Origin of the sequence: Streptomyces glaucosporus (genome assembly GCF_039533345.1) — a bacterium.
Classification (GTDB): Bacteria; Actinomycetota; Actinomycetes; order Streptomycetales; family Streptomycetaceae; genus Streptomyces; species Streptomyces glaucosporus.
In genome coordinates this window covers 1-13,925 of record NZ_BAAATJ010000036.1, presented here as the reverse complement: position 1 = coordinate 13,925, position 13,925 = coordinate 1, and the positions used below count along the sequence as shown (strand labels likewise).

Annotated in this window: 10 protein-coding genes; 9 read left to right on the top strand and 1 reads right to left on the bottom strand. The window is 72.7% G+C overall.

The features are described from left to right. The first annotated feature begins 29 nt into the window (after window positions 1–29). The 5 genes from ABD358_RS26300 to ABD358_RS26280 are packed head-to-tail and all read left to right on the top strand — an operon-like array spanning window position 30 to window position 5,231. Window positions 30–728, top strand: a complete 699-nt coding sequence (locus ABD358_RS26300; protein WP_344633684.1) for an EboA domain-containing protein — start codon at window positions 30–32, stop codon at window positions 726–728. Further along, the gene (locus tag ABD358_RS26295; RefSeq protein ID WP_344633641.1) at window positions 728–1,576 is read left to right on the top strand and encodes a TatD family hydrolase; all 849 of its coding nucleotides are present in this window, start codon (window positions 728–730) and stop codon (window positions 1,574–1,576) included. Before ABD358_RS26300 ends, ABD358_RS26295 begins: the two co-directional genes overlap by 1 nt. 3 nt (window positions 1,577–1,579) lie before the next feature. Further along, window positions 1,580–2,764, top strand: coding sequence for a metabolite traffic protein EboE (gene eboE, locus ABD358_RS26290; RefSeq protein ID WP_344633640.1), 1,185 nt, complete (start codon window positions 1,580–1,582; stop codon window positions 2,762–2,764). Further along, window positions 2,761–4,155 carry an alkaline phosphatase family protein gene (locus tag ABD358_RS26285; protein ID WP_344633639.1) on the top strand — a complete coding sequence of 465 codons (1,395 nt, stop codon included), beginning with the start codon at window positions 2,761–2,763 and terminating at the stop codon, window positions 4,153–4,155. The genes eboE and ABD358_RS26285 overlap by 4 nt, the downstream gene beginning before the upstream one ends. A 53-nt stretch (window positions 4,156–4,208) precedes the next feature. Continuing rightward, window positions 4,209–5,231 (top strand): sugar phosphate isomerase/epimerase family protein, encoded by a 1,023-nt coding sequence (locus ABD358_RS26280; RefSeq protein WP_344633638.1) that lies wholly within the window; start codon window positions 4,209–4,211, stop codon window positions 5,229–5,231. A 75-nt stretch (window positions 5,232–5,306) separates the two neighbouring features. On the opposite strand, the gene ABD358_RS26275 is transcribed toward ABD358_RS26280, so the two are convergent. Further along, the gene (locus ABD358_RS26275) at window positions 5,307–6,311 is read right to left on the bottom strand and encodes a multicopper oxidase domain-containing protein (RefSeq protein ID WP_344633683.1); all 1,005 of its coding nucleotides are present in this window, start codon (window positions 6,309–6,311) and stop codon (window positions 5,307–5,309) included. A 228-nt stretch (window positions 6,312–6,539) separates the two neighbouring features. On the opposite strand from ABD358_RS26275, the gene ABD358_RS26270 reads away from it, so the two are divergent. The 4 genes from ABD358_RS26270 to ABD358_RS26255 all read left to right on the top strand — a co-directional run. Next, the gene (locus ABD358_RS26270; RefSeq protein WP_344633637.1) at window positions 6,540–9,071 is read left to right on the top strand and encodes a ThuA domain-containing protein; all 2,532 of its coding nucleotides are present in this window, start codon (window positions 6,540–6,542) and stop codon (window positions 9,069–9,071) included. Beyond that, window positions 9,068–10,978, top strand: coding sequence for an OmpL47-type beta-barrel domain-containing protein (locus ABD358_RS26265; protein WP_344633636.1), 1,911 nt, complete (start codon window positions 9,068–9,070; stop codon window positions 10,976–10,978). The genes ABD358_RS26270 and ABD358_RS26265 overlap by 4 nt, the downstream gene beginning before the upstream one ends. A gap of 254 nt (window positions 10,979–11,232) precedes the next feature. After that, window positions 11,233–12,576 carry an MFS transporter gene (locus ABD358_RS26260; RefSeq protein ID WP_344633635.1) on the top strand — a complete coding sequence of 448 codons (1,344 nt, stop codon included), beginning with the start codon at window positions 11,233–11,235 and terminating at the stop codon, window positions 12,574–12,576. A 262-nt stretch (window positions 12,577–12,838) separates the two neighbouring features. Beyond that, on the top strand, window positions 12,839–13,925 hold a 1,087-nt coding region (locus tag ABD358_RS26255; protein WP_344633634.1), incomplete at its 3' end, for an Hsp70 family protein.

The window sequence follows — 13,925 nt, the reverse complement described above, 5'->3', positions numbered from 1 at the left end:
CCGAAACCGGCGCCCACACCTCCGTGGACATGGACATCGACATCGACGCCGCCCTCGCCGCCCTCCGGAAGGACCTCGCCGCCCGGCTCGACCGGACCGGCAGGGAGTGGCTGGACCGGGCGCTGGAGGAGGCGGCACGAGCGGCGGGGGCCACCGCGGAGCAGACTCCGGAGCGGGAACCGGGCACGCGCCCCGCCCCCTGGGAACTGCGCTTCGCGTCCGCCGGCCGCCACTGCCGCCCCGCCCGCCCGGCCCCGCCGGCCGGGGACGACCGTCCCACCGCCGACGCCGCGCGCGTACTGCTGCTCCACGCGGCACGGACGGACGCCGCCGGCGCGGCACGGCTGTACGCGCACGGAACCGCCGCCGAGCGGCGCGCCGTCCTGCTCGCCCTGCCGTACCTCGGCATCGGCGACGCCGGGGTGCCGATCGTCGAGGACGCCCTGCGCACCAACGACACCCGGCTGGTGGCCGCGGCCGTCGGCCCGTACGCCGCCGCCCGCCTCGACGCCCACGCCTGGCGGCACGCCGTCCTGAAGTGCCTGTTCACCGGTGTACCGGTGTCCGCCGTCGCCGGGCTGGCCGAGCGCGCCCGCGGCGACGCCGAACTGGCGCGGATGCTCCGCGATCACGCGGCCGAGCGCACGGCCGCCGGCCGCCCCGTCCCCGACGACCTCCACCGCGTGCTGGACCTGGCCGCCTCCACCCCCCACCCCGAGGAGGGCTGATGCGCATCTTCGACCCGCACGTCCACATGACCTCCCGCACCACCGACGACTACGAGGCCATGTACGCCGCCGGGGTCCGGGCCGTCGTCGAACCGTCCTTCTGGCTCGGCCAGCCCCGCACCTCGCCCGAGAGCTTCTTCGACTACTTCGACTCCCTCCTGGGCTGGGAGCCCTTCCGCGCCGCCCAGTACGGCATCGCCCACCACTGCACCATCGCCCTGAACCCCAAGGAGGCCAACGACCCGCGCTGCGTCCCGGTCCTGGACGCCCTGCCGCGCTACCTCGTCAAGGACGGGGTCGTCGCCGTCGGCGAGATCGGCTACGACTCGATGACGCCGGCCGAGGACACCGCCCTGGCCGCCCAGCTCCAGCTCGCCGCCGACCACGACCTGCCCGCGCTCGTCCACACACCCCACCGCGACAAGCTCGCCGGACTGCTCCGCACCCTCGACGTCGTCCGGGAGTCCGCGCTGCCCGCGGAGCGCGTCCTGCTCGACCACCTCAACGAGACGACGGCGCGGGCGGCCAAGGACGCGGGCTGCTGGCTGGGCTTCTCCGTCTACCCCGACACCAAGATGGACGAGGACCGCATGGTCGCGATCCTCAAGGAGTACGGACCGGAGAAGGTACTGGTCGACTCGGCCGCCGACTGGGGCAGGAGCGACCCGCTGAAGACCCGGAAGGTCGGCGACGCCATGCTCGCCGCCGGCTTCGACGAGGACGACGTCGACCGGGTGCTGTGGCGCAACCCGGTCGCCTTCTACGGCACCGGCGGCCGGCTCGACCTCGACGTGGAGAAGCCCGGGGCCACCCACGAGGGCAACTCCGTCCTGCGCGGGGGGAGCTGAGCGATGCGCTTCCGCCACCCCGACGGCTCCACCGTCCACCTCGCCTACTGCACCAACGTCCACCCCGCCGAGGACCTCGGCGGAGTGCGCCGCCAACTCCGCGAGCACGCCGAACCCGTCCGCCGCCGCCTCGGCCGCGACCGCCTGGGCATCGGACTCTGGCTGGCCCGCGACGCCGCCCGCGCCCTCACCGCCGACCCGGCCGCCGTGCGCGCGCTCCGGGCCGAACTCGACGACCGCGGCCTGGAGGTCGTCACCCTCAACGGCTTCCCCTACCGGGGCTTCGGCGACCAGGTCGTCAAACACCGCGTCTACCGGCCCGACTGGACGGAACCCGAGCGGCTGGAGCACACCACCGACCTCGCCCGCCTCCTCGCCGCACTGCTGCCCGACGACACGACCGAGGGCACGATCTCCACCCTCCCGCTGGCCTGGCGCACCGGCTTCGACGCCCGGCGCGCGGACGCCGCCCACGGCGCGCTCACCACCCTCGCCGGGAGGCTCGACGCCCTGCGGGACCTCACCGGCCGCTCCATCCGCATCGGGCTCGAACCCGAACCCGGCTGCACCGTCGAGACCACCGCCGACGCCGTCCGCGCCCTCACCTCCCCGAACGCCCCGCCGCGCGAGCGGATCGGCGTCTGCCTCGACACCTGCCACCTCGCCACCCAGTTCGAGGACCCCGGCGAGGCCCTGGACGGACTGGCCTGTGCGGGCGTGTCCGTCGTCAAGGCCCAGCTCTCGGCCGCCCTCCACGCCGACGACCCCCGCGAACCGGCCGTGCGGAAGGCGCTCGCCGCCTTCGCCGAACCCCGCTTCCTCCACCAGACCCGTGCCCGCACCCCCGACGGCACCGTGGTGGGCACCGACGACCTCGACCGGGCGCTCGCCGACGACGGCCCCCTGCCCGCCACCGGTCCCTGGCGCTCCCACTTCCACGTCCCCCTGCACGCCGCGCCCGAGCCCCCGCTCGCCTCCACCCTGCCGGTCCTGCGCGACACCCTCGCCCGCCTCGTCGGCGGACCCGAACCGCTCACCCGCCACCTGGAGGTCGAGACCTACACCTGGCAGACCCTCCCGCCCGCCCTGCGGCCCCGCACCCGGGCACAGCTCGCCGACGGCATCGCCGCCGAACTCGCCCTCGCCCGCGACCTGCTGACCGAACTCGGCCTGAAGGAGCTGCCGTGACCGCCGCCGCGTCCCGCCGCCCCACCCCGCTCCTCGTCCTCGACGTCGTCGGCCTCACCCCCCGGCTGCTGGACCACATGCCCGGCCTCCGCGCCCTGGCGGACGCCGGATCGCACGCGCCCCTGGGCACCGTCCTGCCCGCCGTCACCTGCTCCGTCCAGGCCACCTTCCTCACCGGCACCACCCCCGCCGGGCACGGCGTCGTCGGCAACGGCTGGTACTTCCGCGACCTCGGCGAGGTCTTCCTGTGGCGGCAGCACAACGGCCTCGTCGGCGGCGACAAGCTGTGGGACGCAGCCCGCCGCGCCCACCCCGGCTACACGGTCGCCAACGTCTGCTGGTGGTACGCGATGGGCGCCGACACCGACTACACCGTCACCCCGCGCCCGGTCTACCGCGCCGACGGCCGCAAGGAGCCCGACTGCTACACCCGGCCCCCGGAACTGCACGGCGAACTCACCGACTCCCTCGGCGCCTTCCCCCTCTTCCACTACTGGGGGCCCGGAGCCGACCTCGTCTCCTCCCAGTGGATCATCGGCGCCACCCGCCACATCCTCCACACCCGCGCCCCCGACCTCGTCCTGGCCTACCTCCCCCACCTGGACTACGACCTCCAGCGCCACGGCCCCGACGACCCGCGCTCCCTCGCCGCCGCGGCCGACCTCGACCGGGCCCTGACCCCGCTGCTGGACGACGCCCGCGCCGAGGGCCGCACCGTCGTCGTCCTCTCCGAGTACGGCATCACCTCCGTCGACCGGCCGGTGGACGTCAACCGGGCGCTGCGCCGGGCCGGGCTCCTGGAGGTCCACACCCAGGACGGCATGGAGTACCTGGACCCGACGGCCTCCCGCGCCTTCGCCGTCGCCGACCACCAGATCGCCCACGTCTACGTACGGCGCCCCGAGGACCTCGACGCGGCGCACGCCGCCCTCGCCGGCCTGCCCGGCGTCGACGAACTCCTCGGCGACGAGGGCAAGAAGGCCCACGGCCTGGACCACCCCCGCGCGGGCGACCTGGTGGCGGTGGCCGAACCCGACGCCTGGTTCACCTACTACTACTGGCTCGACGACGACCGCGCCCCCGACTTCGCCCGGACGGTCGAGATCCACCGCAAGCCCGGCTACGACCCGGCCGAGCTGTTCATGGACCCCCTCGACCCGTACGTGAAGGTCCGCGCCGCCACGGCCCTGGCCCGCAAGAGACTCGGCATGCGCTACCGCATGGCCGTCGTCCCCCTCGACCCGTCGCCCGTGCGCGGCAGCCACGGCCGCCTGCCCGCCGACGAGGACGACGGGCCGGTGCTGCTCTGCTCCCGGCCCGGCGCCGTCGGCGGTCCCGTCGCCGCGACCGAGGTGAAGGGCCTCCTGCTCGGCCTCGCCGGGCTCTCCTGACCGCCGCCCCCCGACCGCACCCGTCAACCGACACCACCCCAAGGAGCCGTGACGTGACCTCGCACGACGAACTCGCCCGCATCCTCCGCCGCCGCGGATTCCTCGGCGTCGCCGCCGGAACGGCCGCGGCCGCCCTCCTCGGCACGGTCGGCGGGGGCACCGCGGCGGCCGCCCCCGCCGGATCCCGCCGCCCCGGCGGACCGCTCGTCCCCAAGGGCAGACTCGGCATCCAGCTCTACAGCCTCCGCGACCAGGTCTCCACCATCGGCTTCGCCCGCGTCTTCGAGGAACTGCGGCGCCACGGCTACTCCGAGATCGAGTTCGCCGGCTACACCCAGGGCTCGGCCGGTCCCATCACCCTCCGGCAACTGCGCCGCCTGGTCCGCGACAACGGCCTGCGGGCCGTGGGCAGCCACGTCGGCTACCACTCCTCCGACCCGAACGCCTACACCTTCGCCACCAACCTGGAGAAGGTCCTCGACGACGCCCAGGAACTGGGCCTGAAGCACATCGGCACGGCCAGCGGGCCGTTCCGCTACGGCTCCACGGTCGACGCCTGGAAGCGGGCCGCCGAGGACTTCAACACCTACGGCGCCGCCGCCCGCGCCCGCGGCATGAAGTTCTACCAGCACAACCACGCCGAGGAGTTCTCCTTCGCCACCGACCGCCCCGACGTGCGCCTCTACGACGTGCTGCTGGAGGAGACCGACCCCGACCTGGTCCACCTGGAGATGGACGTCTACTGGGCGTACTGCGGGCAGTTCCGCTTCGGCGTCCGTCCCGACGGCGTCCCCGCGCCCTTCGACCCGATCGACTACGTCCTGAGGGCACCGCACCGCTACCCGCTGTTCCACGTGAAGGACGGCGACAAGGACCCGTCGGCCCGCGACGGCTACCGCATGACGGACGTCGGCGACGGCGACATCGACTACGAGCGGTTCATCGGCGGCGTCGAGCGGCTCTCGCGCCGCCGCGACCACCACTGGATCGCCGAGCACGACAACCCCGGCGACTCGTTCCGCTTCGCCCGCCGCTCCGCCGCCCACCTGCGCTCGCTGCGCGAGGACGGCTGCTGACCTGCGGCGCCGGCGGGGCACCCCCGCCGGCGCCGGCCGCGTCGACCTCCTCGGGCCGCCCCCGCGCCGGGCCGGTCAGGGGTGCTCGTGCCCCGGCGGGTGGTGGGGCTCGTGGCCGGGGACGGTGCCGTCGGGCTTGGCGATGAGGAACAGCCCGGCCATGCCCATGTCGGAGTGGCTCTGGACGTGGCAGTGGTACATCCACGCCCCGGCGCCCACGTTCTCCCCGGCCACCACCTGGAACCCGAACGAGTCGGCCGGGCCGGTGATCTTGTTGTCGACCACGCGGCTGGGATCCTCCGGGCCCTCCAGCAGGCCCGTGCGGTTGTCCGCCCAGCGGTGACCGTGCAGGTGGAACGTGTGGTAGTACTCGCCGTGCGTGATCATGACGATCTCGACCCGGTCGCCCACGGTCGCCTCGAAGTCGGGGGTCTCGCCGGCCCCCCTGTTGTTGACCGTCATGTCGTTGAAGACGATGGTGAACTGCTTGTCCGGCAGGACGTCGCCCTTCCGGCGGACCACCACCGGCCCGTACAGGCCCCTGCGGATGCCCCCGGTGCCGTGCTCGGTGCCGACGACGTGGTCGTGGTAGTGCCAGTACCCCGCGCTGCCCGGGCGCCAGGTGCCGTCCTTGCGCCTTCCGGGTTCGTGGGTGCGCCAGGTGTAGGTGCGCTTCCCGCCCGGCGGCACGGTGCTGCGGTTCATCCGGGTGCCGTCGTTGTCGATGTCGTAGTCCACGCCGTGGACGTGGAGGCTGACCTCCACGTCCATGGCGTTCTCGAACTCGATGTGGAGGGTGTCGCCCTCGACCAGCTCGATCATCGGGCCCGGGATCGTGGCCTCGCCCTTTTCGAGCCCGTAGCCCATCTGCCCGCCGGGCAGCCGCTCCGCGTACATCTTCAGGTGGCGGACCTCGCCGCCGGCCCGGGCCCGGCGGACGGTCCCCTTCGCGGTCGGCGCCGTCTCCGCCGCGGCGGGAGCCCCGGCGGCCGGAACCGCGGAGCCCACGGCCGCCGGGCCCACGGCCGCGGCGACCGCGCCGCCCGCGAGGAACCGTCGGCTGAAGGTGCGTCTGGGGATGTTGCCGGCTGCCTCGGTCATGGATCTCCCAACTCGCGTCCGTGTGAAGGGGGCTGACGGGTGCGTGGATGGCGGGACAGCGTCACGGTAGACCGGCGGTCTTCGTTCGTCCACATTCGAGACAAAGTTTGTCCGATGCCGGTTATATCTATTGGCGGATCGCGAAAAGAGGTCTAGCTTCAACGGCCGTTGCTCCGACCGGAGACGACCGGAGAAGGTGGGTGGACCATGCGGCACGCACCGCATCGACTTCCCTCGGCGAGACGAGGGACCAGCACACTGCACCCCGGAAGACGACGCGGCCTGTTCGCCGCCCTGGTGGCCGGCGCCGTCACCGCGACCCTGCTGAGCGGTACACCGGCCGCCGCCCGGCTCGACCAGGCCCCCTCGGCGCCGGAACTCCGGCTGAAGTCCCCGCCGGGCGGACAGAACGTACGGGTCCTGGTCTTCCACGCCTCCGCCGGCGAGGAACCGCCGACGGTCGACGCGGGCATCGAGGCCGTCGAACGGATCGGCGGGACCGGCCCGAGCGCCCTGCGCTTCAAGGTCGACGCCACCGACGACGCCTCGGTGTTCACCTCGAGGAAACTCGGAAGGTACAACGCGGTCGTCTTCCTCACCGGCGGCGGCGACGTGCTGGATCCCGAACAGGAAGCCGGGCTGGAGAGCTACATGGAGGCCGGGGGCGGATTCCTCGGCATCCACGGCGCGGCCCGCGCCGAACCGTACTCGTCGTGGTTCACCGGTCTGGTGGGAGCACGGCCGGCCACCGGCGATACGGAAGCGGCACGGCGCGCCGTCGTCGAGGTCGGCGACCGCGTGCACCCGGCGACCAAGGGCCTGCCACTGGAGTGGAAGCGCTCCGACCGGTGGATCGACTGGGAGACCAACCCCTCGGGCAAGGTCCACACGGTCGCGCGGGTGCGCGAGAACTCGTACAAGCCGGCGGCGGACGCGGACGGCTGGGACCACCCCGTCTCCTGGTGCCGGGACTACGACGGCGGCCGGTCCTTCTACACCGCCATGGGCGGCACGGCGGCGAGCTTCCAGGAGGCGGACTTCCGCGCGCACCTGCGCGGCGCCCTGATGTGGACCACCCGTCTGGCCCGCGCCGACTGCAAGGCGACCATCGACGCCCACTACAAGGCCGAACGGCTCACCCGCCCCAACCAACCGGGACTGACCGACCAGATCGGCGAGCCGCACGGGCTCGTCACCGCCCCCGACGGCCGGGTCTTCTACATCGGCCGCGGCGGCGGCACCCCCGGAGCCCCGGTGAAGACCGACTGGAACGACCCCGGGATCGGCAAGGGCAGGGGCACCGTCCACGTCTGGGACCCCAGGACGGAGAAGGCCACCCTCGTCGGCACGCTGGACGTCTTCGGCAACAAGGGCGGCGGCGGGGAGCTGACCAAGAACGAGGAGGGCCTGGTCGGCATCGAACTCGACCCCGACTTCCTCGACAACGGCTGGATCTACCTCCACTGGACCCCGCACTCGGAGATCGACCGCGACACGCACATGGCCGAGCGCCGGGTCTCCCGCTTCACCCTCGACCCCGGGACCGGCCGACTCGACCTCTCCTCGGAGAAGGTCCTGCTCGAGTGGCCCGTGCAGATCCACAGCTGCTGCCACGCGGGCGGCGGCATGGCCTGGGACTCCAAGGGCAACCTCTACATCGCCACCGGCGACAACAACTCCTCCGGCTTCAGCGACGGCTACTCCGGCAACAACCCCGAGCCCGTCTTCAAGGGCCGCGCCTTCGCCGACGCCCGCCGCACCTCCGGCAACACCAACAACCTCAACGGGAAGATCCTGCGCATCCACCCCGAGGACGACGGGACGTACACCATCCCCGAGGGCAACCTCTTCACGGGCAGGGAGCAGGACGAGGGCGGCGGCAAGACCCGCGGCGAGATCTACGTCATGGGCGTCCGCAACCCCGCCCGCATCGCCGTCGACCAGGAGACCGACATCCTCTACGCCGGGTGGGTCGGCCCCGACGCCTCCACCCCCAGCCCCGTGTGGGGACCGGCGAAGTACGACACCTTCGCGGCGATCACCGAGGCGGGCAACCACGGCTGGCCGTTCTGCATGGGCAACAAGCAGCCCTACCGGGACCGCAACCTGCCCGACCCGGGCAAACCGCTCGGCTGGTACGACTGCGACCACCCGAAGAACGAGTCACCCCACAACGACGGCCTGGTGAACCTCCCCCCGGTCACCTCCAACACCATCTGGTACTCCCCGCAGGGCGGCGCCCCCGACTTCCCGCGGAACGCCGACGGCGTCCCCAGCTACAGGCTGGAGGAGCAGAAACTGCTGCTCCCGTGGCTCAAGGGCGGCGGCCAGGCCACGATGAACGGACCCGTCTACCGCCACGACGCGGAGAGCGACAGCGCGCACAAGTGGCCGGAGTACTGGGACGGCAAGTGGTTCGTCGGCGACTTCTACGACGGCGACCAGCCGCGGCACGCGGTCCTCACCGACCCCAGGACGGCCGGCGAGGGCGGCCTGCCCGTGCACGCCGAGAGCCTCGACGGAATCGTCCCCGTGGGACAGGGCGGGATCCGCAACCTCATGGACTGGCGCTTCGGGCCCGACGGCGCGCTGTACGCCCTCGACTACGGGCGCGGCTTCTTCAACCACGACGACGCCTCGGCGCTGTGGCGCGTCACCTACCACGGCGGCGAGGCGACCCCGCTGCCGAAGGACCTCGTCGGCACGGACGGGAACGCGGAGCAGGGGGTGAAGCGGTGAAGCGGAGAATCTGGACGGTCCTGGTGACCGCGGTGCTGACGGTCCTGGGCCTGACCTCCCCGGTCGCCCACGGGCGGCCGGCCCCGGAGCCCGGGGCCGCCGCGGAGCAGGTGCTCACCTGGACCGCGGGCGACGACATCACGAGGTACACCTCGGCACCCGCGACCGCGGTCGCCGGAAAGGCCACGATCGTCTTCGAGAACAGCGAGGCCACCGGCAACACCACGGCCATGCCGCACACCCTGACCTTCGACGTCTCCGATCCGGAGTACAACAACGACGTCCCGCTGAACATCCTGGCCAGCCCCCTGGACGCCAACGGCGGCAGGCACACCGCCGAGGTCACCCTCACCCCCGGCCGGTACCGCTACCACTGCACGATCCCCGGCCACGGAGAGATGGAGGGCGTCCTCACCGTCACGGACGGCGGCCCGGGCGAGGACACCACCGCGCCGGAGACCTCCGCCACCGTGACGGGGGAGAAGGACGGCAGCGGTGCCTACGTCGGCATGGCCACCGTCACCGTGACCGCCTCCGACACCGGCTCGGGCGTCGACACGATCGAGTACGCGCTGGGGGAGGGGGAGTTCCGGCCGTACACGGCTCCGGTGATGGTCCACGAGACGGGCGCGCACACGGTGCGCTACCGGGCCACGGACCGGGCGGGGAACACCTCGGCGGTGAAGTCGGTGGAGTTCACCGTCGTGGCCCCGCCCACGGGCGACACCACCGCGCCGGAGACCTCCGCCGCCGTGACGGGCGAGAGGAACGCGAACGGCGACTACGTGGGCAGGGCGAAGGTGACGGTGACCGCCGGCGACGACGACTCCGGCGTCGAGAGGATCGAGTACTCGCTCGACGGCGGCCCCTACCTCGCCTACACCGGCCCGGTGACCGTCGACCGCCCGGGCCGTCACACCGTCGCCTACCGGGCGACCGACAAGGCCGGGAACACCTCCGGGGCGAAGCAGGCGGCCTTCACCGTGGTCGAGGGCGGGGGAGTGCCCGCCCCGCCGTGCCCGGAGTGGGACGAGCGCCCGACCGTCGTCGTCGGAACCGTCGACACCGGTGTGCCCAACCGCGTCACCGGCAACCGCTGCACCATCAACGAACTCATCGAGGACGAGAGGGACTGGGCGTCCCACGCGCTCTTCCGCAAGCACGTGCGGGAGGTCACGGACGACCTGTCGGACGAGGGGGTGATCGACAGGCGGGAGCGGAAGGCGGTCAACAAGGCGGCCAAGCGGTCGGGCATCGGCAAGCCGGGGCAGAACCAGGGCTACCGGGACCTCTTCGACGGCACGCGGAAGTCCTTCGACCGGTGGCAGCACGTCGGTGGCGGCGCCTTCGACCTGAACGACGACGGCACCATCACCAGCAGCACCGCCGTGCCGGGCATGGGCATGCTGTGGTTCCCCGGGCGCCGGTACGACGACTTCTCCCTGAGGCTGCAGTTCCGCGACGACGCGCCGGGGACGGGCCGGGCCAACAGCGGCGTCTTCGTCCGCTTCCCGTACGTCCACGACCATCCCGAGGAGTCCCGCCCGGAGTGGGTGGCGATCAAGTACGGCCACGAGGTGCAGATCCTCGACCGGCCCGACGGCGACCAGTACAAGACGGGCTCGGTCTACGGATTCGACCGGGTCGGCCTCGGCGGCGCGGGCGTCACGGAGAAGGGCACCTGGAACGAGTACGAGATCCGCGTGGTCGACCAGCACTACTCGGTCTTCCGCAACGGCGTGCTGATCAACGAGTTCGACAACGTCGCGGGCCAGGAGTTCTCCCCGCCCCGGGCCGACGACCCGGGCACGGACGGCCGCCGCTACGCCTCGGGCCACATCGGCCTGCAGACGCACGGCACGACCGATGTGATCTCCTTCCGCAACATCCGCATCAAGGAATTGTAGGAACCGGCCGCACGGCCGGCGGGGTGTCCCCACCGGCGGGGCACCCCGCCGGTCCCGTCTCCGCAGGGCCGCCCTCGCCGTCACGTCGACGGGAGGGCGGCCACTCCGTTCGCGACGCCGCCGCCGCGGCGGGGACCAACCCACGTGGGCCGCCCCATCCGTCCAGGACGGCCGCCCGCGGTTCTCTCCCGCCGCCCGTTCGCCCGCCCGCGGGGACGTCCTCCGCGTCGGCGAGAATGGGGCGGACCAACTAGTTGCACGACGAAACCAGGACGGCCGTGGACACCGGGAAGAGCACCACCGAGGACAGCGTCGACGGCGGCGAGGACCACGCCCCGCCCCGCCCCGGAGCTGGACCGGAGCGCTCCGGATGGCGGCGCTGGACGATGGACACCCGGCCGCTGCGCCGCCCGGCCTTCCGCCGCCTGTGGACCTCCACCACCGCCACCGCCGTCGGCAGCCAGCTCACCGCCGTCGCCGTGCCGAAGCAGGTCTACGACATCACCGGTTCCTCGGCCTGGGTCGGCTACGCGAGCCTCGCCGGGCTGCTGCCGCTGGTGGTCTTCGCGTTGTGGGGCGGCGCGGTCGCCGACACCCTGGACCGGCGCAAGGTGCTGCTGGTCACCAACACCGGGATCGCCGTCACCTCGCTCCTGTTCTGGGCACAGGCCGCCGCCGGGACGGAGTCGGTGGCGGTGCTGATGGTGCTGCTCGCGCTCCAGCAGGCGTTCTTCGGCATGAACGCGCCGGCCCGCAGCGCCTCGGTGGCCCGTCTGGTGCCGGCCGGGGAACTGCCGGCGGCGAACGCGCTCAACTCGACGGTGATGCAGACGGGCCTGGTCCTCGGGCCGCTGCTCGCCGGCGCGCTGATACCCGTCATCGGCCTGGGCACGCTCTACCTCCTCGACGCGCTCGCCCTGTGCGCGGCGGTGGCGGCCGTACGGAAGCTGCCGTCCCTGCTGCCGCTCGGCGGCGGCGCCCCGCGGCCGGCCGGACCGAAGGAGATAGCCGCCGGATTCAGGTACATCGTGGCGCGCCGTGTGCTGCTGCTGTCCTTCCTCGCCGACATCATCGCGATGGTGCTCGGCATGCCGCGCGCCCTCTTCCCGCAACTCGCCGCCACCACTTACGCGCCCTGGGGGGAGGGCCTGGCGCTCGGTCTGCTCTACGCGGCCATCCCCGTGGGCGCGGTGGTCGCCGGGCTGATGTCGGGCACCTACACCCATATCCGCCGGCACGGGTGGATGGTGATCGGCGCGGTACTCGTCTGGGGCGCGGCCGTCGCGGCCTCCGGACTGAGCGGCGGACTGTGGTGGGCCGTGCTGTTCCTCGCGGTGGCCGGCTTCGCCGACATGGTGTCCATGGTCTTCCGCGGGGCCATCCTGCAGTCGGCGGCCACGGACGGGATGCGCGGCCGGATGCAGGGCGTCTTCACCGTCGTGGTGGCGGGCGGGCCCAGGCTGGCGGACCTGCTGCACGGCACGGCCGGCTCGGCCTTCGGCCCCCGCGCCGCCGTGGCGGGCGGGGGGCTGTTGGTGGTCGTCGCCATGCTGGCGCTGGCCCTCGCCGCGCCCGCGCTGCGGCGCTACCGGATCTGAGTACCGGACGGCCCGTCCCGTTCGCCGCCGGGAGGTGGGATGGGACGGGCTCACCGGGCACCCGGTCACCCTGGGCGGGACGACCGGTGCGCGGCGGGCGCCGCTCCCCAGGGGCAGGGCTCGGACGGAACCCCTCGCCGGGCCCGGCGTGCCCCGCTCCCGGTACCACCCGGAAAAGTTGACTTGTTGCGACTCAAGTTTTATGCCGGAAATATAGGCATAAAGCGCCTCCCGCCGCCCGGCGGCGGGGAAGGAGGGCACGATGGCACGCGCAGTCGGTATCGACCTCGGCACGACCAACTCGGTGGTGTGCGTCCTGGAGGGCGGCGAGCCCACCGTGGTCGCCAACGCCGAGGGCGCGCGGACGACCCCCTCGGTGGTGGCCTTCGCCAAGAGCGGCGAGGTGCTGGTGGGGGAGATCGCCAAGCGCCAGGCCGTGACGAACGTCGAGCGCACCGCCCGGTCGGTGAAGCGGTACATGGGCGACGCGAACTGGCGTTTCCCGGAGAAGGGGGATGTGGACGGCAGGCGGTACACGGCCCAGGAGATCTCCGCCCGGGTCCTGCAGAAACTGAAGAGGGACACGGAGACGTACCTGGGCGAGAAGGTCGCCGACGCGGTGATCACCGTCCCGGCGTACTTCAACGACGCACAGCGCACGGCGACCAAGGAGGCCGGTGAGATCGCCGGTCTGAACGTGCTGCGGATCATCAACGAGCCGACCGCCGCGGCCCTCGCCTACGGTATGGAGAAGGAGGACCAGACCGTCCTGGTCTTCGACCTCGGCGGCGGCACCTTCGACGTGTCGCTGCTGGAGATCGGCGACGGCGTCGTCGAGGTGAAGGCCACCTCCGGCGACACGCACCTCGGCGGCGACGACTGGGACCAGCGGATCGTCGACCACCTGGCCAAGCGGTTCAAGGACGCCTACGGAATCGATCTCTCCAAGGACAAGATGGCCCTCCAGCGCCTGCGCGAGGCGGCGGAGAAGGCGAAGATCGAGCTGTCCGCCGCGACGGAGACCACCATCAACCTGCCCTACATCACGGCCTCGGCCGAGGGCCCGCTGCACCTGGACGAGAGGCTCACCCGCGCCCAGTTCCAGCAGCTCACCCAGGACCTGCTGGAGCGCTGCAAGGGGCCTTTCCAGCAGGCCGTGCGGGATGCCGGAATCCGGGTGTCCGACATCGACCACGTGATCCTCGTGGGTGGCTCGACGCGTATGCCGGCCGTCTCCGAGCTGGTCAAGGAACTGACCGGCGGCAAGGAGGCCAACAAGGGCGTCAACCCCGACGAGGTCGTCGCCATCGGCGCCTCCCTGCAGGCCGGTGTCCTCAAGGGCGAGGTCA

Excerpts from the sequence above, each read along its gene's own strand:
- ABD358_RS26300 (WP_344633684.1), top strand. The coding sequence starts at position 30 with ATGGACATCGACATCGACGCCGCCCTCGCCGCCCTCCGGAAGGACCTC.
- ABD358_RS26295 (WP_344633641.1), top strand. The coding sequence starts at position 728 with ATGCGCATCTTCGACCCGCACGTCCACATGACCTCCCGCACCACCGAC.
- eboE (WP_344633640.1), top strand. The coding sequence starts at position 1,580 with ATGCGCTTCCGCCACCCCGACGGCTCCACCGTCCACCTCGCCTACTGC.
- ABD358_RS26270 (WP_344633637.1), top strand. The coding sequence starts at position 6,540 with ATGCGGCACGCACCGCATCGACTTCCCTCGGCGAGACGAGGGACCAGC.